The organism is Mesobacillus jeotgali (assembly GCF_014856545.2).
In the GTDB taxonomy this organism is placed as follows: domain Bacteria; phylum Bacillota; class Bacilli; order Bacillales; family Cytobacillaceae; genus Mesobacillus.
This window is the reverse complement of record NZ_CP109811.1, coordinates 2,337,318-2,363,199: the sequence shown is the minus strand read 5'-3', so window position 1 is coordinate 2,363,199 and position 25,882 is coordinate 2,337,318. Positions and strand designations below refer to the sequence as shown.

Annotated in this window: 29 protein-coding genes and 1 riboswitch; of the genes, 14 read left to right on the top strand and 15 right to left on the bottom strand. The window is 41.1% G+C overall.

Features of this window, described 5'->3' with window-relative positions; genetic code table 11:
• Positions 1-10: 10 nt before the first annotated feature.
• From FOF60_RS12040 to FOF60_RS12030, 3 genes are all read right to left on the bottom strand, one after another.
• Entirely contained in the window at positions 11-598 is a 588-nt protein-coding gene (locus FOF60_RS12040; RefSeq protein WP_192471116.1) for a GNAT family N-acetyltransferase, read from the bottom strand.
• Between the two features lie 1,023 nt (positions 599-1,621).
• Positions 1,622-1,744, bottom strand: coding sequence for a hypothetical protein (locus tag FOF60_RS12035; protein WP_264647683.1), 123 nt, complete (start codon positions 1,742-1,744; stop codon positions 1,622-1,624).
• A 19-nt stretch (positions 1,745-1,763) separates the two neighbouring features.
• Positions 1,764-1,946 (bottom strand): hypothetical protein, encoded by a 183-nt coding sequence (locus tag FOF60_RS12030; RefSeq protein ID WP_192471117.1) that lies wholly within the window; start codon positions 1,944-1,946, stop codon positions 1,764-1,766.
• A 284-nt stretch (positions 1,947-2,230) separates the two neighbouring features.
• Between FOF60_RS12030 and FOF60_RS12025 the strand changes: the two genes are divergently transcribed.
• The 6 genes from FOF60_RS12025 to FOF60_RS12000 all read left to right on the top strand — a co-directional run bounded on the left by FOF60_RS12025 (position 2,231) and on the right by FOF60_RS12000 (position 7,116).
• The gene (locus FOF60_RS12025; RefSeq protein WP_192471118.1) at positions 2,231-3,478 is read left to right on the top strand and encodes a CYP152 family fatty-acid peroxygenase CypC; all 1,248 of its coding nucleotides are present in this window, start codon (positions 2,231-2,233) and stop codon (positions 3,476-3,478) included.
• Between the two features lie 91 nt (positions 3,479-3,569).
• Positions 3,570-5,150 (top strand): bifunctional metallophosphatase/5'-nucleotidase, encoded by a 1,581-nt coding sequence (locus FOF60_RS12020; protein ID WP_192471119.1) that lies wholly within the window; start codon positions 3,570-3,572, stop codon positions 5,148-5,150.
• Between the two features lie 169 nt (positions 5,151-5,319).
• On the top strand, positions 5,320-5,520 hold the full coding sequence (locus FOF60_RS12015) for a cold-shock protein (RefSeq protein WP_192471120.1): 201 nt from the start codon (positions 5,320-5,322) through the stop codon (positions 5,518-5,520).
• A 361-nt stretch (positions 5,521-5,881) separates the two neighbouring features.
• Entirely contained in the window at positions 5,882-6,127 is a 246-nt protein-coding gene (locus FOF60_RS12010) for a hypothetical protein (protein WP_192471121.1), read from the top strand.
• 14 nt (positions 6,128-6,141) lie between these two features.
• Entirely contained in the window at positions 6,142-6,357 is a 216-nt protein-coding gene (locus tag FOF60_RS12005; protein ID WP_192471122.1) for a hypothetical protein, read from the top strand.
• A 60-nt stretch (positions 6,358-6,417) separates the two neighbouring features.
• Positions 6,418-7,116, top strand: coding sequence for a YetF domain-containing protein (locus FOF60_RS12000; protein ID WP_192471123.1), 699 nt, complete (start codon positions 6,418-6,420; stop codon positions 7,114-7,116).
• A 32-nt stretch (positions 7,117-7,148) separates the two neighbouring features.
• On the opposite strand, the gene FOF60_RS11995 is transcribed toward FOF60_RS12000, so the two are convergent.
• The 8 genes from FOF60_RS11995 to FOF60_RS11960 form a co-directional block, all read right to left on the bottom strand.
• Positions 7,149-7,439, bottom strand: coding sequence for a hypothetical protein (locus FOF60_RS11995; RefSeq protein ID WP_192471124.1), 291 nt, complete (start codon positions 7,437-7,439; stop codon positions 7,149-7,151).
• Between the two features lie 14 nt (positions 7,440-7,453).
• Positions 7,454-7,810, bottom strand: a complete 357-nt coding sequence (locus FOF60_RS11990) for a hypothetical protein (RefSeq protein ID WP_192471125.1) — start codon at positions 7,808-7,810, stop codon at positions 7,454-7,456.
• Positions 7,811-8,021: 211 nt separating this feature from the next.
• Positions 8,022-8,456 (bottom strand): Hsp20/alpha crystallin family protein, encoded by a 435-nt coding sequence (locus tag FOF60_RS11985; protein ID WP_192471126.1) that lies wholly within the window; start codon positions 8,454-8,456, stop codon positions 8,022-8,024.
• 237 nt (positions 8,457-8,693) lie between these two features.
• A complete protein-coding gene (locus FOF60_RS11980) occupies positions 8,694-10,097 on the bottom strand; it encodes a M20/M25/M40 family metallo-hydrolase (RefSeq protein WP_192471127.1) in 1,404 nt (467 codons plus the stop codon).
• A 197-nt stretch (positions 10,098-10,294) separates the two neighbouring features.
• On the bottom strand, positions 10,295-12,898 hold the full coding sequence (adhE, locus tag FOF60_RS11975; RefSeq protein WP_192471128.1) for a bifunctional acetaldehyde-CoA/alcohol dehydrogenase: 2,604 nt from the start codon (positions 12,896-12,898) through the stop codon (positions 10,295-10,297).
• A gap of 103 nt (positions 12,899-13,001) precedes the next feature.
• Complete coding sequence (locus tag FOF60_RS11970; RefSeq protein ID WP_192471129.1) at positions 13,002-13,229, bottom strand: hypothetical protein; 228 nt, start codon at positions 13,227-13,229, stop codon at positions 13,002-13,004.
• Positions 13,230-13,415: 186 nt separating this feature from the next.
• Positions 13,416-14,309 (bottom strand): oxidoreductase, encoded by an 894-nt coding sequence (locus FOF60_RS11965; protein ID WP_192471130.1) that lies wholly within the window; start codon positions 14,307-14,309, stop codon positions 13,416-13,418.
• Positions 14,310-14,330: 21 nt separating this feature from the next.
• The gene (locus FOF60_RS11960) at positions 14,331-15,083 is read right to left on the bottom strand and encodes an alpha/beta hydrolase family protein (RefSeq protein ID WP_192471131.1); all 753 of its coding nucleotides are present in this window, start codon (positions 15,081-15,083) and stop codon (positions 14,331-14,333) included.
• Positions 15,084-15,206: 123 nt separating this feature from the next.
• Here FOF60_RS11960 and FOF60_RS11955 point away from each other — a divergent pair, with 123 nt between their 5' ends.
• The 5 genes from FOF60_RS11955 to qoxD all read left to right on the top strand — a co-directional run bounded on the left by FOF60_RS11955 (position 15,207) and on the right by qoxD (position 19,549).
• A complete protein-coding gene (locus FOF60_RS11955) occupies positions 15,207-15,371 on the top strand; it encodes a hypothetical protein (RefSeq protein ID WP_192471132.1) in 165 nt (54 codons plus the stop codon).
• A gap of 287 nt (positions 15,372-15,658) precedes the next feature.
• Entirely contained in the window at positions 15,659-16,684 is a 1,026-nt protein-coding gene (qoxA, locus tag FOF60_RS11950; RefSeq protein ID WP_192471133.1) for a cytochrome aa3 quinol oxidase subunit II, read from the top strand.
• Positions 16,674-18,653, top strand: a complete 1,980-nt coding sequence (gene qoxB, locus FOF60_RS11945; RefSeq protein ID WP_192471134.1) for a cytochrome aa3 quinol oxidase subunit I — start codon at positions 16,674-16,676, stop codon at positions 18,651-18,653. The genes qoxA and qoxB overlap by 11 nt, the downstream gene beginning before the upstream one ends.
• Positions 18,643-19,248 carry a cytochrome aa3 quinol oxidase subunit III gene (qoxC, locus tag FOF60_RS11940; RefSeq protein WP_192471135.1) on the top strand — a complete coding sequence of 202 codons (606 nt, stop codon included), beginning with the start codon at positions 18,643-18,645 and terminating at the stop codon, positions 19,246-19,248. The genes qoxB and qoxC overlap by 11 nt, the downstream gene beginning before the upstream one ends.
• A gap of 1 nt (position 19,249) precedes the next feature.
• Positions 19,250-19,549 carry a cytochrome aa3 quinol oxidase subunit IV gene (qoxD, locus tag FOF60_RS11935; RefSeq protein WP_192471136.1) on the top strand — a complete coding sequence of 100 codons (300 nt, stop codon included), beginning with the start codon at positions 19,250-19,252 and terminating at the stop codon, positions 19,547-19,549.
• Between the two features lie 261 nt (positions 19,550-19,810).
• On the opposite strand, the gene FOF60_RS11930 is transcribed toward qoxD, so the two are convergent.
• Entirely contained in the window at positions 19,811-20,026 is a 216-nt protein-coding gene (locus FOF60_RS11930) for a hypothetical protein (protein WP_192471137.1), read from the bottom strand.
• 173 nt (positions 20,027-20,199) lie between these two features.
• Positions 20,200-20,309, top strand: a riboswitch (TPP riboswitch).
• A 79-nt stretch (positions 20,310-20,388) separates the two neighbouring features.
• Between FOF60_RS11930 and tenA the strand changes: the two genes are divergently transcribed.
• Positions 20,389-21,060 carry a thiaminase II gene (tenA, locus tag FOF60_RS11925; protein WP_192471138.1) on the top strand — a complete coding sequence of 224 codons (672 nt, stop codon included), beginning with the start codon at positions 20,389-20,391 and terminating at the stop codon, positions 21,058-21,060.
• An 83-nt stretch (positions 21,061-21,143) separates the two neighbouring features.
• On the opposite strand, the gene FOF60_RS11920 is transcribed toward tenA, so the two are convergent.
• Positions 21,144-21,956, bottom strand: coding sequence for a DUF2935 domain-containing protein (locus tag FOF60_RS11920; RefSeq protein WP_192471139.1), 813 nt, complete (start codon positions 21,954-21,956; stop codon positions 21,144-21,146).
• Between the two features lie 139 nt (positions 21,957-22,095).
• Between FOF60_RS11920 and FOF60_RS11915 the strand changes: the two genes are divergently transcribed.
• Both FOF60_RS11915 and FOF60_RS11910 read left to right on the top strand, forming a co-directional pair.
• Entirely contained in the window at positions 22,096-22,575 is a 480-nt protein-coding gene (locus tag FOF60_RS11915; protein ID WP_192471140.1) for a hypothetical protein, read from the top strand.
• An 82-nt stretch (positions 22,576-22,657) separates the two neighbouring features.
• Positions 22,658-22,798, top strand: a complete 141-nt coding sequence (locus FOF60_RS11910; protein WP_192471238.1) for a hypothetical protein — start codon at positions 22,658-22,660, stop codon at positions 22,796-22,798.
• A gap of 820 nt (positions 22,799-23,618) precedes the next feature.
• Here FOF60_RS11910 and FOF60_RS11905 read toward each other — a convergent pair.
• Both FOF60_RS11905 and FOF60_RS11900 read right to left on the bottom strand, forming a co-directional pair.
• On the bottom strand, positions 23,619-24,785 hold the full coding sequence (locus tag FOF60_RS11905) for a TraB/GumN family protein (RefSeq protein ID WP_192471141.1): 1,167 nt from the start codon (positions 24,783-24,785) through the stop codon (positions 23,619-23,621).
• Positions 24,786-25,277: 492 nt separating this feature from the next.
• Positions 25,278-25,835, bottom strand: a complete 558-nt coding sequence (locus tag FOF60_RS11900; RefSeq protein ID WP_192471142.1) for a YdhK family protein — start codon at positions 25,833-25,835, stop codon at positions 25,278-25,280.
• Positions 25,836-25,882 lie beyond the last annotated feature (47 nt).

Below are 25,882 nucleotides of genomic sequence, written 5' to 3'. Positions count from 1 at the left end.
AAATTTTAATCTATAACAATTGTTTCTCATAACAATTGCATTCGTGAACTCGTTTAAATTTATTCTTAATCATTTCTCTGTTATTTCCAACATAATGTGCAAATGTTTGAATGGGATATAAGCCAGGAATTTCAGTTTTATTCGTTCCTCTTAATTCTTCTCCCGCATCAATAAATACATGAAAATATGATGCTGCTTTTACAAACATGTTATTCTCATACCACTTATTTACCCATTCATCATCCCTTGTCCATGCTTCAATCCGGTTCAAGCCAAGATCTTTAGAAATTCTTTCAGCTTCCAACAGGAGACTCTTGCCTATTCCCCTTCGACGAAAGTCAGGATGGACTGCTATATGCCACATCATTCCGCCAAGTCCCTTCCCTCTGGAACATACTGTTCGCTCTTCTGTTTCATATTCAATATCCAATAGACCTACAATTTTATTATCAATCACAGCTACTAACTCAATTGATGGATTGTCATAACTTTCTTTTTCCTTTAAAACGTTATCAAAATAGGCTGTATCTAAAAAAGAAAGTATTCTGCAATGTACCCAACCAATTTCATCTTCCTTCATATAATTTCTGATCTCCATATATTGTTACTCCTTAGATTCATATTATTTTGTTAGGAAGGATACCAAAACATAAATAAAGACCTCCGTTTTTTACGAAGGTCTTGTCGTGAAAATAATAAGTTGTTACTTATTCATCATAAAAGGGGAAAAATAAACCGTCGTATAGGGTTGAATTATAATTTTATCAGTTATCATATTAATCCCCTCCTTCATTTCCTTAAATTTCCTAACAATAATATGATACAAAAGAACAAGAAAAAAGGAAAGTGAATCTTTTGACTTCAGCTCTGACAACTATTATTGCTTTTCCTCTAAACTTGTCTGAAGTCACGCCAAGTTCGGACAGCTTTTGGTGCTTTTCATCTAGACTTGTCCGAAGTCACGCTAAGTTCGGACAGCTTTTGGTGCCTTTCTTCTAAACTTGTCCGAAGTCATGCCAAGTTCGGACAGCTTTTGGTGCTTTTCATCAAAACTTGTCCGAAGTCATGCTAGGTTCGGACAGCTTTGGTGCTTTTCATCAAAACTTGTCCGAAGTCATGCCAGGTTCGGACAGCTTTTGGTGCTTTTCCTTTAAACTTGTCCGAAGTCGCTCCAAGTTCGGACAGCTTTTCGCCCTTTTCATCTAGACTTGTCCGAAGTCACGCCAAGTTCGGACAGCTTTTGGTGCCTTTCTTCTAAACTTGTCCGAAGTCACGCCAAGTTCGGACAGCTTTTGGTGCTTTTCCTTTAAACTTGTCCGGAGTCATGCTAGGTTCGGACAGCTTTTGGTGCTTTTCATCTAGACTTGTCCGAAGTCACGCTAAGTTCGGACAGCTTTTGGTGTTTTTCTTCTAAACTTGTCCAAATTCATGCTAGGTTCGGACAGCTTTTCGAGCTTTTCATCTAAACTTGTCCGAAGTCATGCCAAGTTCGGACAGCTTTTCGGTCTTCTCATCTAAACTTGTCCGAAGTCACGCCAAGTTCGGACAGCTTTTCGGCCTCTTCATCAAAACTTGTCCGAAGTCACGCCAAGTTTTCAATCAACACAACACAACCCTCAGTTCATTTCCTCTTATTAGTTTCCTGTTCAATTTTCCTGTGATCCGGTTTCTTTGGATAGTCAGCAGTACCTTCAGGAGGAGCAGTGAAATCTCCTCTTTTGTCGAGGTAATTATTATTCTTCATTAATATTTCTCCTTTCATATTACATACCTGGTTGATGCTCCTTTAATTGCTTCTCGATCGCCTCATCCCTTTCTCCTCCATCAGCAAGTTCTTCCGAAAACTCATGCGCCTGTAGGCCCGGTTTTCCCACCAGCTTAGAACTCGAAATTGTTTCAGCAGAAAGATTGTTGTTGGCAGCTCCTTCTTCATTCCATTTACTCATAATGCTCCCTCCTTTTTTCTTACTATTTGTTAAACCAGCTTGTATCATTCCTGTGGAACATGTATAACAACACCTTGTTAGACGAAACATTTAAAGGATAACAAGTTTACTTTTTACTTTTACGTGTAAATAAACTAGGAATAATCGTCCGCGTTTATGACTGTACCAGTCGAATTTTTCATTTGCCTAACTCCCAAGCCTGTTATTAAACATATGAGCGCTAGCTGGATTGTAATGGAAGCAATGATTCAAACAAAAGAAAGTACCTAAAGGAGAAAAGATCGATGGGAATACCACATGATAAAAGTCTGGATAACAGTATCGCCTTGATGAATGAAGGCTATCTTTTCATTTCTAATCGAATGGAGCGTTATCATACGGATATTTTTGAGGCACGGCTTCTCGGTGAACAAGTCATTTGCTTTACTGGCGAAGAAGCAGCAAAGGTTTTTTATGATACCGACCGTTTTCAAAGAAAAGGCGCTGCACCTAAACGGGTACAGAAGACTTTGTTCGGCGAGAATGCCATTCAAACGATGGATGGAGAGGCACACATACATAGAAAATTGCTTTTCTTATCGCTTATGACCCCTCCAAATCAATTAAGACTTTCTCGTTTGGTTACTGACTTTTGGAGGGCATCAATAGAGAAATGGGAAGTAGCAGACCAAATCATCCTGTTTGAGGAGGCAAAACAGGTTTTGTGCCGGGCTGCCTGTACCTGGGCTGGCGTCCCACTTGACGAAGCTGAAGTTAAAGAGCGGGCTGATGATTTTAGTGATATGGTTGATGCTTTTGGTGCAGTTGGCCCCAGACATTGGAAAGGAAGGCGCGCTAGGTCGAGGGCTGAGGAATGGATTATGAATATAATAGAAGAAGTCCGTTCCGGCAAAATAGCCGCGGCGCACGGTTCTGCACTTAATGAATTGGCGATTCATAAGGATCTGAACGGTAAGTTACTGAATTCAAAGATGGCTGCTGTAGAATTAATCAATGTATTAAGGCCCATTGTTGCGATTGCTACTTTTATTGCTTTTTCTGCACTGGCCCTTCATAAATTTCCTAAAACGAAGGAAAAATTAAAAAATGACAATGATGGCCGTTATCTAGAAATGTTCGTGCAGGAAGTCCGCCGGTTCTTCCCTTTCGGACCTTTCCTCGGTGCTAGAGTTAAAAAAGAGTTTATTTGGAATGACGCCCATTTTAAAGAAGGGCAGCTTGTATTACTTGATATGTACGGCACTAACCATGATGCACGGCTATGGAAAGACCCTGAGTCATTTATTCCTGAAAGGTTCAAGGATTGGCGCGGAAGCTTGTTCGATTTCATCCCTCAGGGTGGTGGAGACTCTGCAACTGGACACAGATGCCCTGGAGAGGGAATTACCGTAGAAGTTATGAAGGCAAGTCTAGCATACCTCGTAAACGATATTGACTATGAAATTCCGGACCAGGACCTCAGCTACAGTCTGGTCAGAATGCCTACGCTGCCGGAGAGCGGTATGATTTTTAGCAATGTTAAAAGGAAGTAACGGAAGCGCTTGATTTTTAAGCGCTTTTTTAATTTTTAATATAAATGGGAAGGATTAAATATGTATTTAAAATGTGAACGGAAGTGATTTGATGGAACAGTGCGAGCTTATTGTTCTGCACACAAGCGACATCCATGGGAATATTCTACCTATTAATTACGGTAATAATAAACAGACAAATTCGGGATTGGCCAAACTTGCAACTGTCTTCAAAAACATTTTAAAAACTAGCGACTGCACCATCCTGATCGATAACGGCGATCTTATCCAGGGCACTCCCCTTACGTATCACTTCGCGAAACATTTGAACGAGTTAAGTAACCCTATTGTCAGTGTGATGAATGACCTCGGTTATGATGGAGCAGTCATTGGCAATCATGAATTCAATTTTGGGCAGGGTTTATTGAAGAACGCGATCAGGGAATCAAAATTCCCGTGGCTATCTGCTAATATAGTGAAAAAGCAAACTAAAGAACCAGCATTCGGTAAGCCGTATTTTATCAAAACCTTCCCTAATGGTTTGCGAATCGCAGTGCTTGGAGTGACAACACATTACATACCAAACTGGGAAAACCCCGATAATATTTTAGGGCTTGAATTCCTGGATGCTTTTGAAACGCTAAATAAGTGGGTTGAGTATTTACAAGAAAATGAGCAGTATGACCTTCTTATTGTTTCCTATCATGGCGGTTTTGAGAGAGACCTTGAGACTGGAGCCCCGACTGAACAGCTTACGGGCGAAAATCAGGCCTATCGGATGTGCATGGAAATAGCCGGAATTGATATTCTTCTGACCGGTCACCAGCATCGTCAGCTATCCACTCAACTAAACGGTGTCCTGGTTGCACAGCCAGGGCATATGGGACAGGCTTTTTCAAAGGTATCGATCAAACTTGAAAAGTTGAAAGGAAGCTGGACTATTGTTGAAAAGGCATCAGATAATATAGCCATAGATGAAACCACGGAGCCAGATGGAAAGATTGTGGAGTTGACAAGTCCATATGAAGACTCCACGCAAAATTGGCTTGATGAGCCACTGGGAGAAATCGTCGGGGATATGCGCGTCCATTCACCCCTCGAAGTCCGAAAAAAAGACCATCCTCTTATCGAGTTTATTAATAAGATACAGATGGATGCTGCTGGGGTAGATATATCTGCGACAGCTCTTTTCCATAATGGAGCCCCAGGATTACCTAATAAGGTAACCATGAGGGATATCGTATCCAACTATGTTTACCCCAATACTTTAAAAGTGATTACAGTTTCTGGGCAGGATATAAAAGACGCTCTTGAAAAATCCGCAGAATACTTTATTTTAGATGACGAAGGAGAAATCCATGTTAATCCTTCCTTTGAGTCTCCTAAACCACAGCATTATAACTATGATATGTGGGAAGGAATAGAATATCATATCGATATCTCCAAATCCCATGGAAACAGGGTTACACTCCTGAAATATAAGGGAGAAACACTAAAACTTAGTGATCCATTCAACATAGTGGTCAATAATTATCGTGCAGGCGGTGGTGGACACTTTAATATGTTCAAAGGTAAGCCGGTCAAAAAAGAAATCCAGACAGATATGACCGAATTAATAGCAAATTATATCCAAAGACACAGGGAAATTGAGGCTTCATGCAATGACAATTGGAGTGTGCTCCCTCTTAAATAGTCCGTTAGCATCAAATCTTTTAATATTGTTTGCTATTGATTCCAGTATCTGTTATGATGAAATAGAATTATTTTTGTTCGGTGTAAAGGATAGAAATTATTTCGTCTTAATGATCACTTTGGGCAAGGATAGTAACATAATGTGCTAACGCACTGGGAGGTAACAAGAAATGGAACAAGGTACAGTAAAATGGTTTAACGCAGAAAAAGGTTTTGGATTCATCGAGCGCGAAGGTGGAGACGACGTATTCGTACACTTCTCTGCTATCCAATCTGAAGGTTTCAAATCATTAGACGAAGGTCAAAAAGTATCTTTCGACGTTGAGCAAGGCGCTCGCGGACCACAAGCTGCTAACGTAAACAAACTATAATATTAGTTTTGCTTAAAGAAGAAGGTTCCTGCGGGGATCTTCTTTTTATTATGCCCTTTGCATATACTTTGTCGCATCACACCCAAAGTAAAAACCGGCTTCTGGGTTTTTACGATTACACATGTATATCTGATTCGGAAGCATCTTCGTAAGGAGCCTAAAACCTTTCATAATGCGCGACAAATGTTTGTGTACTTAAAGAGTCTTTCAATGCCTAAAAAGCTTTTATTTTGTCTCATTTCCCCTTCCCTTCGCCCTTTCGTTTTCTCATCTTTAGTTAACCCCACTGCCCCCTTCAATTCACAAATCATCCGCTTATCGAATAAAAGTATTAAAGGGTTCTTTTCTGGGAGGGAACAATATGGCAAACAGCGTTTTATTTAATTCTATAAATGTCAATTCGATGCAAAGTAATGCTGGGGTCTTCATCGGTGGAAACGCGCAAACTGGATGGAATTCACCGACAAAGCAGAATAACGGCATTTTTGGCACCGGACAGGGTAATGTTTATTTTGGAAACATGCATTTGATTAGCGACAATGATGGCGTGGACCAGCCTAATGCCGATCCAGATATTCAGCCGACCAGCCAGGGGCAGGCTTTTTGACGGCAGGAGAAGCTATGAATTCTATTAAAATTACTTTTAGAAATATAAATGTCAATAGTATCAACAGTTCATCCGGCGTATTTTTCGGGACAAATGTGAATACGAATTTTCTTTCAAGCTCCAAATCAAACAATGGATTTTCTGTAACTGGTGATGACAATCAACTGTTCCGCAACTTAAGTTTTGTTAAGGATGATAATGAAGTTGAAATCATTAAGTCGGTCACTTAGAATAAAAATCCCGCCTATCAGCAAATAATATACATTAAAAATGTTAAGGCGGGATTTATTTTGAATCAGTTAGAACTACTACTTAGAATCGCGATTGGCTTTGTCGTTTTATTTTCAATGGCAAGGTGGGCTGGCAGGAAAGAAATCAGCCAGATGACGTTCTTCAACCTTGTTTCTGCTATTGCCTTTGGATCGATAGCAGCAGCTCTTGTCGTTAACCCGAGTGTTAGTATTCTAAATGGTATTATCGCTCTGTTAGGCTGGGCCGCCTTTACGGTCTTGACGGATCAAATTCATATAAAATCGAAGAAAGCCAGAAAGCTGTTAATGGGGGATCCAGTCATCGTTATAAAAAAAGGTGAGATCATGGAAGATGCTTTAAGGCAGGCACGTCTTGACACAGATTCTTTGAAAGCCATGCTTAGGGAAAAGAGCATCTTTTCTTTGAGTGATGTTGATTATGCCATCTTCGAAACAGATGGGAAACTTTCTGTCATGAAAAAGGAAGGCAAACAGACGGTTACGAAAAGTGACATGAATCTAGCCATGCCTTCTGGCAACTTTGTTCCACTTTCTACAGAATTGGTATCCGACGGAAGAGTGAATGTTCAAAATCTTAATAAAATGAATAAGGATCGAACTTGGCTCGATGAACAGCTGCAACAGTCTGGAGTTCAATCACTGGATGATGTTTTCTATGCTGAAGTTCAGCCGGATGGAAATCTATATATAGATAAACGAAATGATTTTTTGCATTAAAAAAGAGGTCCTGCTTTAAGAGCCAGGCCTCTTCATTCTTGTTCCATCTGTACTTGTTGGGATTTCAATAGACCCTCGAGCCAATCTGGCTGTTCAGTTTCTGCAGGGTCACCAAAAATTTCAGCTATATTCCTTTGTGCAAGTCTTGAAATAATATCATGTATGTCATTATTGTCCCCGCTGATACTCCCAAATCCCTGGTTTTGATTTTTTTGGCTTGTAAAATCCTTTGGAAAGCTGTTTCCAAAATTTACACAGGATGCATCCTGGACAGTCCCAATCTGTATGGAACCTATATAAAAGGCAGGGCTTAGTGTTTTCAATATAACTCCCCCCTTCATTCTGATAAAATTTCTTTCCCATTGATTATTACGCTTAAAGCCGGTTCGAGCCTCTCGCCTTCTTGGGGTTTTCTGCTATATGCTGTTTCAGCACGATTATTTTCAGGATTCTTTTCCTTCGATTTTTTTGATTGAGACTTTATTGTCTCGAGATTAGGATTAAAGGAGTTCCCCAAATTCATCATTCCGCTAAGTTCTTTTATATCAATTTTATCCAAGTGATAGGCTAATTCCTCTAATTGAAGGTGTTCGATTGAGACTTTTTCAATATGAAAGTGAAATTCACTTTTCTGGATTGTATCTATTTTTTCATTGAGCTTTTGTATCATTCTTATAACTTCTTGATTGTCCATTTCAACCCTCTCCGTTTTTACGATCAGAAAAGGAAACATTATTAGATATCTTGTTTGATTTCCCGTCCACATTCCCGAAACCTTCGGAGCTGCTTACACGGCTTTTCCATTGGCGTGTTATGTTAACGCCTGTATGGACCCCTGAGCTATTGGTGATCTTGTTTATATCTATATGTTTGAATTTTATTTTAGTCATATCATCATCTCCATGTCAGCCGTGGAAGTTGATTTGAATGGACTCGCGATTTTGTGTGGACTGCTGGTGAACGAATGGAATACGAACGAAAAGAAGACCATTGAAAAAGTCGGCCCGAATCCGCTCCAGGGAACATTGAGGGGGAATTTTCAATATTCTCTCAAAAGGGCCGCCAGCGCGTTCATTGATTAACAGTTTATCTTCATCTGTCACGTAAGGCCGCTTCAATTCGCCCTTAATAGCTAAATTATAGCCTTCCAGCGAGAGATTCACATCTTCCTGTGAAACAAGACCCGGCAATTCGGCTACTATAACCAGCTCATGATCTCCCTGGAACATATCGATTCTCGGCCCCACCAGCGGGAGGATATCGGAGACCGCATCAAAAAAATCGTGACCAAGAATCCTCCTGGCCTCTGCCATCGAATCCACACTTTTCTTCCGGCTCATAATTCCTCCAGGCAATAAGTAGTTATTGTATATATATATTTTCATGTGTGTAAATTAGACCTTATAAAAGGTCTTAGAGACCTTATTAACTTAGGGAATTATATATCCGTGTCTTTCTGCCCCATTCCTGATTTTTCCCAAATTAATGCTGATTCTTTTTTAAAATGAGTGTTTGCACATAGGTAAATAAAAACCAGGTCCACCAATAAACTGGTGAACCTGGTAATTTTTTGAAAGTTACTTTAACTCCTGTTCATAATATAAGTGAGGTGCTTTTTGTTCTTTTCCTCTATTAGCCTTCGGTCCCTGATTCTCTGGACGGACGATATCATAGACAGCCGTACCTACGATTTCCGCCACATCTTGCAGTTTTTCTTTGCTGATTTTGTCAATTGTATCTTCCGGCGTATGGTACCATGGCTCTAACGGTCTATGAATAAATGAGCCTGATGCAATGCCACCTTCAAAGAATGATACATGGTCACTGCTCCCGCCTGGCTGGATCGGAGTTGGTTCACCATTTAAGCGTGCGCTGGAAGCCTGAGCAGTTTGAGAAACAATGTTTTCGTTCCCGTCCGGTGTATTGATCACCAAATCTCCTGCATCCCTGCTTCCTACCATATCCATATTAAAATAGCCGACAAAGCGATCTTTTTCATCCTCTGAAAGCTGGCTGACATAATAACGTGAACCAATCAACCCAAGTTCTTCGGCACCAAAAGTAATAAAGCGCATTTCCATATTCGTCGGCAAGTCCTTCATAACGCGGGCAAGCTCGAGTGTCATTGCAGTGCCTGATGCATCGTCGTTTGCTCCAGGTGCTCCAGGAACTGAATCATGATGGGCACCCAATGCTAGAATAGTGTCTTTTGCCTTATTTTTATTTGTTGGTGCTTTCGTGGCAATGACATTGTAAGAAGTTCTCATTCCAGCCTCTGCACCCTCAATGTTAATTGATCCAGTCAGAGTATCTCCATTGTTTAGCTGGTCCATTAAAGCTTGTCCAACTTCCTGGGAAATGGCCACAGCCGGTACATAGGCGTCATTCGGTGAACCGAATGTACCGTTCAGGTCTCCTGCTGCATTGTTAAAAATAATGACTCCTGCTGCACCGTTAGCTGCTGCGTTCAAGACTTTATCAGCAAATGAAATTGCTCCTCGTTGAATCAAAGCGATTTTGCCGCTAACATCTTTGCCTTCAAAATCCCCAGCTTGTCCTAGTCCAGCATAGACCAGTTCACCTGAGGCAGTTCCATCCATCCCGTATGTAAATGATTTTGGCTGGATTTCACCAGGATAGCCATCTACTGTCAGCTCGACTGTATTCGGTGCTGTGTAGCCATAGAAAGTAAATTCCTGAAGCTCTGTTTCATAACCGTATGACTCAAATTGCTCTTTGACATACTGAATCGCATTGTGCTCGGCTTCTGTACCGGCCACACGAGGAGTTCTTGAAAGGTATTCAATGTTGTTGTAAATATTTTCAACATTGATCTTGTCCAACACCTTGTTGTCAAAAACATTGAATGGCTGAACCTGTTGCGGAGTGTCAGCCGGCTTTGCGAAACTGGCTTGCGCTCCTAATGTGCTGACTGCCAGACCTGCTGCTAATGCGATTGATAGATAAGGCTTCTTCTTCATAATTACCTCCCGGATTAGTAAAATAGTTATCCGGGATAAATAATATAATATTCTAAAAATACAAACTAGTTAATTTTTTACTATTTTCAGTAGGTAAATAGTACAGTTTTAAACTCAGCTGCCGCTGAAATAGGTCAAGTTGCTTATTATATGGAGAAAAGGGATGGAACCCAAAGATTCCATCCCCTTTTAGTCAATTAAACTCCCTTATAAGCTAATCGGTAGATTTCAGCCAACTCTGACACTAATGGAAGCTTAGGATTAGCTGTTGTGCACTGGTCTTCGAATGCGCGATCGGCAAGCTGGTCGATCTTTGCTTCAAATTCTGCTTTCTCAACACCGTTTGCTTCAATGCTCATTGGAATATCCATTTCCCTCGCCAACTTGATGATTGCCTGGACAAGACTTTCAACTCCCTCTTCCGTGTTGCGGGAGGGCAGGCCAAGTATGCGCGAAATTTCAGCGTATCGCTGGTCAGCGACAAAGCTTTCATACTTAGGGAAGGCTGTGAATTTCTTTGGTTTAGTCGCGTTATAACGAATGACATGCGGCATCAAAATTGTATTAGAACGGCCGTGGGCGATATGGAATTCTGCACCGAGCTTGTGGGCAAGGCTGTGGTTGATTCCAAGGAATGCATTGGCAAATGCCATCCCGGCAATTGTTGACGCATTGTGGACTTTCTCACGAGCTACTTCGTCCTGGCCATTTCGGTATGCTCTTGGCAGATATTCAAATATCAGCTGGATGGCTTTTATCGCGAGGCCATCTGTATAGTCATTGGCCATGCAGCTGACATAGGCTTCAATTGCGTGAGTCAATACGTCCATACCAGTATCGGCAGTAATATGCTTAGGCACCGTCATGACAAACTGAGGATCGACAATTGCTACATCTGGTGTCAACTCATAGTCTGCTAGCGGATATTTGATGTTCGCTTTTTTATCAGTAATGACAGAGAAGGATGTCACTTCTGAACCTGTTCCGGATGTCGTCGGGATTGCTACGAACTGGGCTTTGCGTCCAAGCTGCGGGTATTTGACGATCCGCTTTCGAATATCCAGGAATTTCTGTTTCAAGCCGTGGAAGTCAGCGTCAGGATACTCATAGAACAACCACATGCCTTTCGCTGCGTCCATCGCTGAGCCGCCGCCCAGAGCAATGATGACATCAGGCTGGAAACTCGCCATCATTTCCGCACCCTTCATTACTGTTTCGATCGATGGATCTGGCTCTACATCAGAGAAAATTTCACAGTGGACATAGTCTGGACGTTTCCTCAAGTGGTACAGTACTCTATCTACATATCCTAGCTTCACCATTCCAGGGTCAGTGACGATAAATGCTTTCGAGATTTTAGGCATTTTCGCTAAATATTGAGTTGAATTCTTTTCAAAGTAAATTTTTGATGGGACTTTGAACCACTGCATATTCACGTTCCTTCTTGCTACTTTTTTTACATTGATCAAGTTGATTGCACCAACGTTGGTTGAAACGGAGTTCCCGCCATAAGTTCCGCAGCCGAGGGTCAATGATGGCAGATAGGCGTTATAGATATCGCCGATTGCCCCTTGGGAAGAAGGTGCATTTACGATGATGCGTCCTGCCTTCATTTTTAATCCGAATGCTTTAATCACTTCATCACTAGTTGAATGAATGACAGCAGAGTGGCCAAGTCCGCCAAATTCAAGCATTTCTTCAGCCCGCTTAAGTCCTTCTTCTGTTCCGTTCACTTTATAGCAAGCCAGTACCGGACTTAATTTTTCCCGTGATAGAGGATATTGAGGGCCTACTCCTTTCAGCTCAGCAACAAGGATTTTAGTCTCTTCAGGTACTGTCACACCTGCCATTTCCGCAATCTTATGAGCCGGCATCCCAACTATATCTGCATTAACGGCACAGGAGTGCTCATTGATGACAAGCTTCTCAACCTTTGACCTTTCTTCATCGCTTAAAAAGTAGCAGCTATTCGCAATCATTTCCGTTTTTACATCATGGTAGATTTCTTTATCAATGATGACTGCCTGTTCAGAAGCGCAAATCATCCCGTTATCGAATGTCTTAGATAAAATCAGGTCATTCACAGCCCGTTTTACATTGGCAGTTCGTTCAATATAGCAAGGTACGTTACCAGGCCCAACACCTAATGCCGGCTTTCCTGAACTGTACGCGGATTTTACCATCCCGGCACCGCCAGTAGCTAGAATCAGTGAAATTTTCGGATGGTTCATCAAAGATTGTGTGGCTTCTAGGGACGGTTTTTCAATCCACTGGATACAGTCCTCTGGTGCCCCTGCTTTAACTGCCGCATCGCGTAAGATTCTGGCGGCCTCACTGCTGCATTTCTGGGCAGATGGATGGAAAGCGAATATGATGGGGTTTCTAGTCTTAATCGAGATTAATGCTTTGAACATGGTTGTTGAGGTCGGATTCGTCACCGGTGTGACCCCGGCGATCACGCCAACTGGCTCAGCAATCGTGATCATGCCTTCGTGTTCATTTTCTTCGATAATGCCAGCAGTTTTATCGTATTTGATGTTGTGATATACATACTCGGTGGCAAACATGTTCTTGATGATCTTATCTTCATAAACTCCACGTTTTGTTTCTTCAACTGCCATTTTCGCAAGTGGCATATGCTGATCAAGGCCTGCCAGCGCCATTTCCTTTACGATTTTATTCACAGTTTCCTGATCCAGCTCTCGCATTTGAGCTAACGCTTTTAAACCTTTATCTAGCAGATTATCAACCATTTTTGTAACGGATGATTGCTCTTTTGCCACTTTTTCAACTGTCCCCATTTTCAGGACCTCCTTTTTATTTTACGTTCAACTGCTGCATATGTAGTTCGTATGTTGTTAAGTTTATTTGTGAATACCTTCACAAGATTGTTCAAAAAATAATTTACTCGCAAACTGGATTTCTAGGTATTTTTTCAAAGCTGATGTCCGTAACAAACTTCGTACTTCTTTTCACTATGACCACAAAGTTTACTGTCCAGATGTATGCTGGTATTTCTGTATCATCTTTGAACATCATCGCTTCGAATTCATCACCTATGACTTCTTCGAGCATTTCCTGAGTATATGTCTCAGTATCGGTTGAGAAGGGTTTAAATTCACAATACATCATTTTAAATCACTCCTTTTCCTTTTCTAATTAAAGATTATCATATATTTATAATAATAGTTTGTGAAGTATTGAACAATATATGAACTATTTTATTTCTGTAAATAAAAGAATGTAAGAATAAAATTTGTAATCGCTTTCATAGATAAACTATTTTAATATAATAAAAGGGACTCTTGAAAAGAGTCCCTAAAAATCAAATTGTACACCAGTTAATTCTTCAGATACAGTCCATAGCCTTGTCATGGTTTCTTCATTAAAGACCCCCGGTGCCGGGATTTCGATCGCAGGATATCCCTTTCTGTTTCCCCTCCCGTCCGGGCCAATGTATTCTCCACCTGTCAGGCTGTCATCTGCTGCAGCGTATATGGTTGGCAGAGCCCCCATTGCTGCGGACTGGGAAAACCATTTCATCAACCCTTTCAGGTATTTCGGAGTTTCACCTTTCCCTAAATTGAATAAATTTGTATTGGATATTCCCGGGTGGCAGGCTACACTGATTGTTTCGATTCCATGCTCTTTAAAGCGGTTATCAAGCTCTTTTGCGAATAACAGGTTTGCAAGCTTGCTCTGTCCATAAAATCTCATAGCTTTATAGCCTTTAGAACCGTCTAGATTGTCAAAATCAATTGCAGCACCCCGGTGAGCGATACTGCTTAAAGTAACTACTCTAGAACCTGGTGTCTTTTTCAGAAGCGGCAGTAAAAGGCCTGTTAGCGCAAAATGTCCAAGGTGATTACTGCCGAACTGAAGCTCGAACCCATCCTTTGTCTTGCCAAATGGAGGAATCATCACCCCAGCGTTATTAATCAATATATGTAGTTGATGGAATTTTTCGATAAAAGTTGATGAAAAATTGCGGACACTTGTAAGGTCTGCCAGATCCAGCTTCATCATTTCTACTGAAGCATTACTATTTCCTTGTAGAATGGAATCTACAGCTGCCTTGCCTTTTTGCTCATTTCTCACTGCAAGGATGACGTGTGCACCCTTTTCAGAGAGCTTCCTGGCTGCCTCATAGCCAATCCCGCTATTTGCCCCCGTAATAATAACGGTTTGTCTTGATAAGTTATCCTTTAACATGTTGATGCACCTCCATGGAGTCTATTTTACAAAGCTACAAATGCTTTCAATGACTTCTTTTTCCCATTGATACGAACTAAAGGTATGGTCTGCTCCTGTCACAATGCGGAGCGCTGCCTTCCTCTGATAGCATTTCTCCTGATAATCTTTGGATTCTTCAATAGAAACAACTTCATCACTTGACCCATGGATGATCAAAACATCCCGTTCATAGGATTTAGCCCTTTCCCATACTTCAATGGATTTTAGCTGAGCAATAAAGTCTTTTCCTATTAAATTCCCGCCAATGTCGTAGGCGTTCATATCTTTTATATAAGTAGAATTTTTTTCCATGACATTCGCTTTCTCTGCCATATTACCAGCTGGAGCGAGTAAAATGAGCTTCTCGATTTTCTCTGGATGATCGCCAGCAAGGAGACTGGCAACTAATCCTCCCATGCTAAAACCAAGGACAATCACTTTTTCGCTATTAATATTGGGATGTGAGCGTACATAATCAAGTATTGTTTCTGCCTCTGCTAATTCACTCAAAACAGTCATATCCTCAAAATTCCCATCACTTTCACCGCTTCCTAAAAAATCGAAACGGAAACTAGCAATCCCAAGAACTTCGAGTTCCCTTGAGATTTTCAAAAAGAAACGATGAGGCTCTAGTTTGCTGCCGGTAAAACCATGCAGGAGAATGACAGCAGGAGCCTTCTGGTCTGCCAGGGGGATATGTGCCATCCCTCTCATAACCTGGTTGTTATGTAAAAGCGAAACTGCTTGTTGCATTGGGTAACTCCTTTCGGTATTAACAATATCTTCAATGTTATCACAATTGGTCTTATTAACCATTGAAATAAATCCGATTATAATTCATACTAAACGCATAGGAATTATTGGAGGGATATTAAAATGAAACTTTTTATTGAAAAATGTCCACGTTGTAAAGCAACGCTGGAAGTCAAAGATAATCCTTCATGCAAGACGATTGTAATTAAAGCTTGTCCGGCTGGTCATTATGAAAAGGAATTTCATCCAGCATTGGAAACATATATAGAAACAATAAAAGTATCTTAATTTTACGAAGCAGGGCCTCAATTTGAGTGCCCTGCTTTTTCGTCAATGGATTATAATTTTAATTCACTAAGATGACAATTTTTGTTTTCATAATTTGTTCACATTTGTCTTCAAAACCGTAACAATTTCCATGTTAGAATGATTACAAATAAAGCAGTGTGATATTTATCACACCTTTTGCCACAACTTACCGTTCATTTTCGGGTTACATTCGACAACTTTGTGAACAAATGAACATAAGTTTGTGATAAAATGAACAAGGTTGATATTTGAAAGGAGCTGCAGTGATGAAGAAATCAAAACTATTTTTGGTCTCCCTCACCTCGATCATGGCTGTGCTGTTGCTTAGCGGCTGTGAAAACAATATGGTGGTATTCAATCCGGAGGGACCAATCGCAAGGCAAATTCTTGAGCTAATCAACTTTTCGATTGCTCTGATGTTACTTGTAACAGTTGTTGTATTCGGGTTATTTGGATTCATCGTCTGGAAGTACCGGGAACGCAAAGACAATATGGATTACGAGCCACCTGAAGAACACGGCAGCACAGTATTGGAGATTATTTGGACAGTGATTCCGATTATAATTATCGTTGCTTTGACAATCCCTACAGTCAAAACAATTTATGCAATAGATGAAATTCCAAAAGGCTATGAAAATAAAGAACCTCTTGTCATCAACGTTACATCCGCTGACTGGAAATGGATTTTCAGCTATCCGGAACAAGGAGTTGAAACCGTCAACTATGTGAATATTCCTGAGGATCGTCCGATTGATTTCAGACTGACCTCAGCAGGCACGATGCAAAGCTTCTGGATCCCTGCTTTGGCGGGCCAAAAGTACACGATGGCGAAAGCTGAAACTCAGCTTTACCTGGTTGCAGATAATCCAGGATCATATGTTGGCAAGAACACGAACTTTAATGGCCAGGGCTATGCAGGCATGGAGTTCGAAGTGCTTTCCCAGACACAAAAGGATTTTGATCAATGGATCAAAGATGTAAAAGAAACGGCTCCAAAAATGACGCTCGAGGAATATGAGAAGATGCTTGAGCCTTCCCACCTTGGCCGCAAGACTTTCTCAAATACGCATCTTGATTGGGTCGACCACTCTGATCCGCATTCAAAGAACTACACGAATCCGGAGATGTACGACAGAGGACATGGCTGGCCAGGAAAGATCTTTGAGGACAAAGACAATTACAAATATAAAGATGGAAACAATGAGAATTCTAATCACGAAAACAATGAAAATATGAACCATAAAGAATCTGAAACTGAAGATTCACACGGGGGTGACCACAGTGGGCATTAAGTGGGATGAATTTTTCGTAACCGGTGATCCATTAATTTTCGCATCACAAATCGGGATTGCCCTGACATTAGTTGGTGCATTAGCAGGTCTTACCTACTTTAAAAAATGGAATTACCTTTGGTCGGAGTGGTTTACTACGGTTGACCACAAGAAGATTGGGATTATGTATATCCTGCTTGGCGTCGTGATGTTTCTCCGCGGCGGTATCGATGGTCTGATGATGAAGGGCCAGACAGCCGTCCCGGAAAATGACTTCCTTAACGCACAGCACTATAACGAGGTATTCACCACACACGGCGTCATCATGATTCTATTCGTTGCGATGCCGCTGCTGATTGGCCTCATGAACTTTGTAATTCCGCTGCAGATTGGTGCACGTGACGTTGCCTTCCCACAGCTGAATGCCCTTAGCTTTTGGCTGACTGTGAGCGGTGCAGCGCTGTTCAATATATCGTTCATCATTGGCGGTTCTCCTGACGCGGGATGGACATCATACTTCCCTCTTGCCGGTAAAGAATTCAGTCCGGGCATCGGGAATAATTTTTACGCAGTTGCCTTGCAAATAGCAGGTGCCGGTACTTTGATGACAGGTATTAACTTCGTTGTCACAGTGTTAAAAATGAGAACTAAAGGCATGACCTTGATGAAGATGCCGATGTTCACTTGGACATCTTTCATCACATCAATCATTATCGTAGCCAGCTTCCCTATTTTTACAGTAGCACTGGCATTGATGACTTTTGACCGCACGTTCGGTACTCACTTCTTTACCATCTCCGGCGGCGGTATGGATATGCTCTGGGCGAACCTGTTCTGGCTATGGGGACACCCTGAAGTTTATATCGTAGTTCTGCCAGCATTCGGTATGCTGTCAGATATTATCTCGACTTTTGCACGTAAAACTTTGTATGGCTATAAATCAATGGTCATCTCAATCGTGATGATTTCTGTGCTAAGTATGCTCGTTTGGGTTCACCACTTTTTCACAATGGGCAACAGCGCCGGCGTGAACTCATTCTTCTCGATCACGACAATGGCAATTGCCATCCCGACCGGGGTTAAGGTTTTCAACTGGCTGTTCACGATGAGAAAAGGCCGGATTAAGTTTACAACTGCCATGCTCTGGGCATTGGCGTTCGTTCCTAACTTTGTTATCGGCGGTGTTACTGGTGTCATGCTGGCGATGGCTGCAGCAGACTATCAGTATCACAACACATTATTCCTGGTGGCACACTTCCACTATGTATTGATTCCGGGCGTTGTGTTCCCGATCTTTGCCGGTCTTTACTTCTGGTGGCCAAAAATGTTTGGCTATATGCTTAATGAGAAAATCGGCAAATGGCACTTCTGGCTGTTCGTTGTTGGGTTCAACGTAACGTTCATGCCAATGTTCTTCCTTGGACTTGACGGTGCGGTCCGCCGCGCGTACACTTACTCAGCTGAAACTGGGTTTGGTCCATTAATGATGATTTCTGCTGTTGGTTCAGTAATTCTTGCGGCAGGCTTTGCGGCTCTTGTGTACAACATCTACTGGAGCGCACGTAACGCTGAACGTAATATCGGCAATGACCCATGGGATGCAAGAACACTTGAGTGGGCTACTGCAACACCTGTACAGCATTATAACTTTGCTTCACTGCCAGAGGTTACGAAGCTTGATGCATTCTGGCACATGAAAAAGAACAATGAACTTCGGCCGCTTGCTGAAGATGAGATTGAAGAAATCCACTTGCCAAGCAATACATGGATTCCAATTTATATGGGTGTCGTATTTGGAATTTCTGGATTCCTGCTTGTGTTCGAGTGGACGATTGCAGCCGGAGTTGCCGCTCTAGGTATTCTTGCTGGTCTTGCCTTCCGTTCATTTGATTATGATGAAGGTTTCCATGTCCACAAGGATGAAATCTTTGAGACAGAAAGCAAATGGAGAAAAGGCGCGAACAAAGGAGTGAAGAACCATGTCAGCTAAAGTCAATGCAGCTTTACCGCTTGAATACCAGACAGAACAAAATAGGATGAATATCCTCGGCTTCTGGGTCTTCCTTGGAGCAGAAATCGTGCTGTTCGCTACCCTTTTCGGAGTGTATGGAGTGCTCGGTGAAAGATATGCAGGCGGTCCTACACAAAAAGATATTTTTATTGTAAGAGATGTCATGATCCAGACTTTCCTGCTGCTGACAAGCAGTTTTACAATGGGAATCTCGATCTTCGAAATGCGCAGAAGCAATATTAAAGGCATGCTGATGTGGCTCGTATTCACATTATTGCTGGGCGGCGGCTTCCTGTTCATGGAGGTTCGCGAGTTTATCCATTATGTCCATGAAGGTGCTACGATGCAGACAAGTGCGTTCCTATCCAGCTTCTTCGTTCTGCTTGGAACACACGGTTTGCACGTTACAATCGGGATTGGCTGGGCTATCCTGCTGATCATCCAGATATTGCAGCGAGGATTAACACCTGTTACAGCCCGCAAAGCATTTATCTTCGGACTGTACTGGCACTTCCTTGACGTCGTCTGGATCTTCATCTTCACATTTGTTTATTTACAAGGGTTGGTGATGTAAAATGGATAAGCATTCTAAAGGCTTCCCAATCAGTCATGTCATCGGATTCTTCATGTCACTAGTCCTGACATTCGGAGCAGCATGGATTGCCCTTCAGAGCTCACTCTCAATGAAGGCAGTCATGTGGATCATCGGAACACTGGCAGTTATCCAGGCCGGAATCCAGCTATACATGTTCATGCACATCAATGAAGGCGATGATAAAGTAACCAATAATATCAATATCATTTATTCAGCTTTTATCGCAGTTGTCATAGTTGCAGGATCCATCTGGGTCATGACTTCTGGACACTCGCATTAAAATGAAATGAAACCAGGCATCCTCTCAGGGGTGACCTGGTTTTTTTGTGGGCTCATTTTGAATAATTGATGCTGATTCAGACAATTTTCGGTTGAGGCAGCTGGATTTTGTCCGAACATGCTCTTACTTCGGACAATCTTTGCTTGGGCCAACGAGATTTTGTCCGAACATGCCCCTACTTCGGACAACTTTTGCTTAGGCGGCCGGGATTTTGTCCCAACCTTACTCTACTTCAAACAACCTTCACTTTTCATTAATGAACTAAATTTTAGCCATCTCGCCTTTGCGTCCTTTGATTAAACGCAATCGTGGCAGTTTGCCTTCTTTCTTGAATAGTGAGAACATCGCGAAGTTAAATGCTGCCAGAAACAGTGATAATACTGCATGCTGGAATCCGTGTGACATCAATGCCAGGAATCCGCTTACAAGACAATACAATCCAACGATTAAATAAAAATACATAAGAAGTTTTCCCACTTCTCATTCCCCCACTTTTTCGTATGTAATTTTAATATTAACAGAATTTATAAACAAATGTCACATAATGTTCACAATTAGCACCAAATTTTTTCACAATTTATTTTTCCTTAATAGCTTGACTCTTCAACAGCCAAGCTATTATGATTACAGATGAAATCTAAATATCCGTATTTTACCACTAGGGGTGCCTTTGATTTAAGGCTGAGATTAAAGTGAAACTTTGAGACCCTTGGAACCTGATCTGGTTTATACCAGCGTAGGAAAGTGGAATTTGGGACATTTTTTGTTGTGCCAATAAAACCACTTTCTTTGGAAAGTGGTTTTTTTATTGGGCTAAACAGGAAGAGGAGGAGATTTTTATGAAGAGTTTTACTGAGGAGTTAAAGAGACAGGCTGATCCAATCTGGCGGGCAAATTTTGATCACCCATTTGTACAGGGAATTGCAAATGGTAATTTAGCAATGGAATCCTTTCGCTATTATGTTTTACAGGATTCCTATTACCTTTCCCATTTTGCCAGGATACAGGCAATCGCAGCGTCAAGAGCAGCTGATTTGTTCACCACTTCGAGAATGGCAGCCCATTCCATGGGGACTTATGAGGCTGAACTTGGTTTGCATGAAAATTTTCTAAAGCAACTGGAAGTAACAAAACAAGAACTAGCGGAGTTTAACCCCTCTCCTACTGCCTATGCTTACACTTCCCATCTTTATCGAGTTGCTGCTTCAGGAAGCCTGGCTGAAATCATCGCAGCCATCCTACCATGCTACTGGATTTACCATGAAATTGGACAATTGTTTAAGGGATCCACCCCCAATGTCCAAATTTATCAAGAATGGATTGCAGCATATGGAGGAGAATGGTTCAGTGAACTTGTAAATGAGCAGCTAAACAGGCTTGATCAGCTTGCAGTGGAAGCGTCAAATATAGAAAAAGAAAAAATGAAACTGCATTTTATCATAAGCAGCCAGTATGAATTCATGTTTTGGGACATGGCATACAATCAAGAAAAATGGCCTATTGAATTGTAAAAGCGAACATAAAAAACAACGGGATCCTTCCCGTTGTTTTAATTCAGGGTGCAAACAGGTCACTTCATGCTGTTGTTTTTTGCCTAAAAGGAAGGCTTCGACAAGGAGCAATTGCCGACTTGTGCCTGCAGCCTTGGTTCATAGTAGCTTAAACTGGCAAGAAAGTAACAGGTTTCTGGAAAGTGATGCTCCAGAAAGCGGAGATTTGTTTTATTCAAAAGTGTATTGGCCTTATACTTTTCCACCATCTTTCTAATATAATGATCCATTTCCAGCGTCGTCTTTCCTACTTCATAGATGAATTCCTGCTGACGGGCAAAGCCTGGCTGTTTTACCCGAAGATAATTTTTCAAATGGTGATTCTGGACAATGTAAAGCTGAAATCTTCGTTTGTACTCCTGCGTTACTATGTTGGCTTCGACTTCAATTGGATCGAGGAGATTTTCAAAAAGTACCGCGTGGCCAAGCTGGTCTTCAAGCCAAAGGTCCATCACCTGTGTAACGGACAACCGTACTGGTTCTTGGCCTTGTACCAGATAGCTCAATATCCGTAAATACTCCTGATTTTCACTTAATGTACCGTTTAAATAGGTTGGTGACAAGTTAAGGTTAACTTTGTTATCAATTCGTAATGATTGCAGTGTACCTTCAAAATCATAATAGCTTTTAGCAACCTGCCATGCTTTTCTTGAAAAATCAATCATTTGACTGTCCTGGTAGCCTGTTTGACGAGGAATCGACTGTAACTCGCCTAAAAGTTCGCCATATAACCGTATAAATTGCCTCGCAATTTCCACATACTCCGATTCATTTGGAGACAAACCGTCCCTGACAAAATAAGCGTGATCCTGCAGCATTTCAATCCAAAATGAATGTTCATCCCAAAGAGAAATCATCCCTTTACCCCCTCCTTTTCCTTCTTATACTTACTGTTCAAAAGAGTAAGAAATGATGATCGATAGAAATTTTTAATATCATTCATCTTTTATCCTGATGTGGAGATACTAAAAAAATCAATTCCAAAAGGAGTTGCTTATGAAGAATTTAAAACTTTACATATTTCTAATGGCTGTCCTGCCCTGGCTGTCGCTGCCTCTTCTTGGTAAACAAACGTTCAGGAAGTTCCTGCCCGGTACATTGTTCATGGGAATTTATCTAATGTTTGAAGGAAGGCTGGCTGAAAAAAGAAAGTGGTGGTGGTTTCCGTTTAAAATTAAACCAAACGTATTAGCTGAAATGCCCCTAATCTGGGGACCATTTTTCATAGGGTCATTTTGGATCATGAAATACACCTATAAAAAATTTAACCTTTATTTATTGGTCAATATCCTAATTGATTCACTGTTCACTTATTATGGACTGAACATCTTCAAGAAAGTTGGCTATGTCTCATTGGTACGCTTAACAAAATTCCAACTTTCGATAGTGTTTTTATTTAAAACCCTAGTTTTATATGGATTCCAGGTTTTTTATGACAAAGTAATACGAGGACAATCAGATATCACCAATCAATAATTTTTTGTTAAATGAAGATAATAATAAGGCTTTATTAGATACATTGAAGGAAAGTGAGCTGAAAAGAATGGCGAGACAAGGTATGAGCAACAAAGATCAAACAAGGGAACAAATTGAAAAGCATGATAAAAGAAATGATATCGAACTGGGCTCAGAGTTTCAGGTCGGAAATACGAAATCGCAGAGTCAGAAAAAAAGCGGCAAACAAGTAAATAAAAAGTAAAATAAAGACGTCCAGATGATCTGGGCGTCTTTTCTGCATAATACAAGTTTCTGCCTTCATAAAATTTCTAATATACCTTTTTAAAAATTGTTCCTAATTTAAGTTTTACACCCATAGTCAACGGGAACGAAGGTAATAAGAATGAATGAAGGAGGTGCTGAAGGTGAGTTTATTGTACAGCAAGGCAATGGAAGCTTTTAAACAGGATGCAAAACGACAGAATGATTTCCAAAAGAACTCGAAAAGAAAGAAGAAAAAGTAAGCATTCACCATAGTTGTACATTCACCTTCTAGTCATCCCACATTTGAGGATGATTTTTTTTTTGCTGTGTTAGCTGTTTAAATTCGTACTTCTGATAACCCAGAGGATCAAGCTGATGATTGCAGTAAAAACGAAAGTTGAAAACATCAAAAGGATTGGGATTTCACCTATAAAAGAAGCGTTATTGGTTAAAAACATGTTGTTAAAGTAAGCAAAAAACAGGATGCCTATTATGTATAGGAAATGAATTAGGATTGAAATAGACAAAGCAGGTTTTAAAACGTTCACAGTATCACTCCATTGTAAAATCTTTCCCTTTTTATATTCCATTTTATGTAACAGAGTTCCTCCTTTTTCGCCAAATTTCTTCTTATATTTCTTTTATTTTAGAAAAAAAGGCTGTTTTACCATTGGGTGGTGCTTTACAAAGAAGATTCCGCGTTCAGATCATTAAAGTTCTCGTCAGGAGGACTTTTGAGCATACCTTGTGTAAAACAGGCGAAGTTTATAAAAAAAACATAAAAAAAGAACGAAATCTAAATGATTTCGTTCATATCCCTATAAGTTCTCGATAAAGACCCTGATCACGTCAGCGCCGCCAATGAAGGTTCCGAGCGAGCTCCCCAGATTGGCAAGTACAACAATCAGCAAGATTCGGCTGACTTTGTTCCGCCAGAATCCTTTTAAACTAAAAATATCCTCTGATAGTGTCTCAAAGTCCTTTACGTTAGGCCTCCGGATATAAGCCTGTGCCAATCCGGCAAACCAGCCTGCGGCAAGCAAAGGGTTCAATGAAGTTATCGGGGCTGCTATAAAAGCTGTCAAAATGGTCAATGGGTGCCCCATTGCGATTGCTGCTCCCAGGGCGGAAAGGCTGCCATTCCATAAGATCCAGCTGACAGTTTGGGCGAAACCGGCAGTTGGGTTAGCTAAAAACGTATAGACGATAATAGCCAGGATCAAGATAGGAATGCTCCAGCCAATGACCTTTGGCCAATTCGATTTCGGCGGAATTGCCCGTAGTTTATTTAGATCATGATCTTTTTTTATCTCTTCTTTAATTCCAGGTACGTGTGCTGCACCCAAGACAGCGACGATTTTTTCTCCAGGTGCTTCCTTGATTTTCTGAGCTAAATACTGGTCACGCTCGTCAATCAATGGCTTCTTCAAACGCGGAAATGTCTCAGTGAATTCATTCAGCATTGCGTTGATTGTATCCTGTTCCTTCAGCTTTTCGAGCTCTTCCTCTGAAATGCTGTCCCTGCTGAAGATGCTGGTTATGATTTGGCTTAACAATATTGCCTTTCCCTTTAAGCCAAGGTTACCCCATATTCGTGAAAAAGTTATCTGGATATTACGGTCTGCAAGCACAAGTTTTGCTCCGACTTCCTTTGCAGATTCTATTCCCTGGATCATTTCTTGCCCTGCTTTGATACCAAGCTCCTTCGCCATCCGGTTTTGGAATGAAGAAATAGCGAGATTCATTAGTAAAAGAGAAGCGCGTTTTTCCTTGATGACCTGGATGATATCCATCTCCTGCCACTTTGAACCTTCGGTAATCGTCTGGTAACGCTGCTCGTCCAATTCAACACAGACAGAATCAGGTCTCTCAGCTTCAATTACCTCCTTCACCTGCTCAGCGCTGTGCTTTGAAACATGTGCAGTTCCAATCAGTATGTATTCCTTGCCATTCATTTCAATTCTCGTAATATTTTCCTCGACCATAGATACCTTCCTTTTAAAAGACCCGTGCAAGCCAGCTTCATGTATTATCAATACTAAAACACAGTTTATGATTCATTTTAACATTATAACATGAACAATAGTCTGAAATATAAAGATTATTTATCACTTATAGCATTAAAAACTGTTAAACAAGTGTAATGAAGCATAACCAAAACATAATACAAGGTTGATTTGCAACTTTGTGGTCAATAGCAACAAAGGGTGACAAAAAGCCTAAAACAAAGTAAAACCGCACAGCAGCCTAAATTGACTACTGTACGGTCCCGGATTTTCATTTATTTTGAATAGCTTGTTTTAATTGAGGATGATTTCCTGTTATTCATCATTTTTTTTACAATTGGATATAGAACAGGTCCCCATTTAAGCGCTGTCCTGATTAATTTCTTCATGCGTCATCCCTCCTCTTGTCTTAATACTTATATACCCTGACTAAAAAGGGACAATCCTGCATGATTTTGGTAATCTTCAATATTAATTAGCAGGCTCAAGTTCATCTTCGGTTACCCATTGGTGGTTCGTTACTTTTTCAGAACCATCTGTTGGCGTGAAATCGACCATGTAGACTGTCATTTCTTCGGCTGAATCAATGACCGCTTTTGCTCCCTGCATTCCTTCCATATGATCGGTATTGATTGTAGTTTCATCACCCGGCTGCAATGGTTCTGCTCCGGCATCAAGCAGCTCTTCATGGATGACCCATTTATGTTGTTCTACACGATCTCCCCCGTTCGTCGGGTCATAGGATAAGGAATAGACGACTGTATCATATGCTCCTACGATAGTAGCCTCCGCTCCATCCATGCCTGGCATATGGTCATCATTAATAATGGCCTGACTGCCAACTTTGTATGTTGGATCAGCAGCTTCCTTCAGCCCTTCGGGTAACTCACCCGATCCAGAATGCTCCATATTTGCATGGCTGTTGTGATCTCCAGTGCTGGATTTCTCTTCTTCACCTGAGCAAGCTGTTAAAAATAATACTGTACTAATGGACACCAATACTATTTTAAATCTGCGGTTTAGTTTCATACTAACTCGCCCTCCTTTTATATAAAATTTATCATGAATTTATGCAG

Coding starts and splice junctions, on each gene's coding strand:
- FOF60_RS12040 (WP_192471116.1), bottom strand. CDS start 598: ATGGAGATCAGAAATTATATGAAGGAAGATGAAATTGGTTGGGTACAT.
- FOF60_RS12035 (WP_264647683.1), bottom strand. CDS start 1,744: ATGAAGAATAATAATTACCTCGACAAAAGAGGAGATTTCACTGCTCCT.
- FOF60_RS12030 (WP_192471117.1), bottom strand. CDS start 1,946: ATGAGTAAATGGAATGAAGAAGGAGCTGCCAACAACAATCTTTCTGCT.
- FOF60_RS12025 (WP_192471118.1), top strand. CDS start 2,231: ATGGGAATACCACATGATAAAAGTCTGGATAACAGTATCGCCTTGATG.
- FOF60_RS12020 (WP_192471119.1), top strand. CDS start 3,570: ATGGAACAGTGCGAGCTTATTGTTCTGCACACAAGCGACATCCATGGG.
- FOF60_RS12015 (WP_192471120.1), top strand. CDS start 5,320: ATGGAACAAGGTACAGTAAAATGGTTTAACGCAGAAAAAGGTTTTGGA.
- FOF60_RS12010 (WP_192471121.1), top strand. CDS start 5,882: ATGGCAAACAGCGTTTTATTTAATTCTATAAATGTCAATTCGATGCAA.
- FOF60_RS12005 (WP_192471122.1), top strand. CDS start 6,142: ATGAATTCTATTAAAATTACTTTTAGAAATATAAATGTCAATAGTATC.
- FOF60_RS11990 (WP_192471125.1), bottom strand. CDS start 7,810: ATGGACAATCAAGAAGTTATAAGAATGATACAAAAGCTCAATGAAAAA.
- FOF60_RS11985 (WP_192471126.1), bottom strand. CDS start 8,456: ATGAGCCGGAAGAAAAGTGTGGATTCGATGGCAGAGGCCAGGAGGATT.
- FOF60_RS11980 (WP_192471127.1), bottom strand. CDS start 10,097: ATGAAGAAGAAGCCTTATCTATCAATCGCATTAGCAGCAGGTCTGGCA.
- adhE (WP_192471128.1), bottom strand. CDS start 12,898: ATGGGGACAGTTGAAAAAGTGGCAAAAGAGCAATCATCCGTTACAAAA.
- FOF60_RS11970 (WP_192471129.1), bottom strand. CDS start 13,229: ATGATGTATTGTGAATTTAAACCCTTCTCAACCGATACTGAGACATAT.
- FOF60_RS11965 (WP_192471130.1), bottom strand. CDS start 14,309: ATGTTAAAGGATAACTTATCAAGACAAACCGTTATTATTACGGGGGCA.
- FOF60_RS11960 (WP_192471131.1), bottom strand. CDS start 15,083: ATGCAACAAGCAGTTTCGCTTTTACATAACAACCAGGTTATGAGAGGG.
- FOF60_RS11955 (WP_192471132.1), top strand. CDS start 15,207: ATGAAACTTTTTATTGAAAAATGTCCACGTTGTAAAGCAACGCTGGAA.
- qoxA (WP_192471133.1), top strand. CDS start 15,659: ATGAAGAAATCAAAACTATTTTTGGTCTCCCTCACCTCGATCATGGCT.
- qoxC (WP_192471135.1), top strand. CDS start 18,643: ATGTCAGCTAAAGTCAATGCAGCTTTACCGCTTGAATACCAGACAGAA.
- qoxD (WP_192471136.1), top strand. CDS start 19,250: ATGGATAAGCATTCTAAAGGCTTCCCAATCAGTCATGTCATCGGATTC.
- tenA (WP_192471138.1), top strand. CDS start 20,389: ATGAAGAGTTTTACTGAGGAGTTAAAGAGACAGGCTGATCCAATCTGG.
- FOF60_RS11920 (WP_192471139.1), bottom strand. CDS start 21,956: ATGATTTCTCTTTGGGATGAACATTCATTTTGGATTGAAATGCTGCAG.
- FOF60_RS11915 (WP_192471140.1), top strand. CDS start 22,096: ATGAAGAATTTAAAACTTTACATATTTCTAATGGCTGTCCTGCCCTGG.
- FOF60_RS11910 (WP_192471238.1), top strand. CDS start 22,658: ATGAGCAACAAAGATCAAACAAGGGAACAAATTGAAAAGCATGATAAA.
- FOF60_RS11905 (WP_192471141.1), bottom strand. CDS start 24,785: ATGGTCGAGGAAAATATTACGAGAATTGAAATGAATGGCAAGGAATAC.
- FOF60_RS11900 (WP_192471142.1), bottom strand. CDS start 25,835: ATGAAACTAAACCGCAGATTTAAAATAGTATTGGTGTCCATTAGTACA.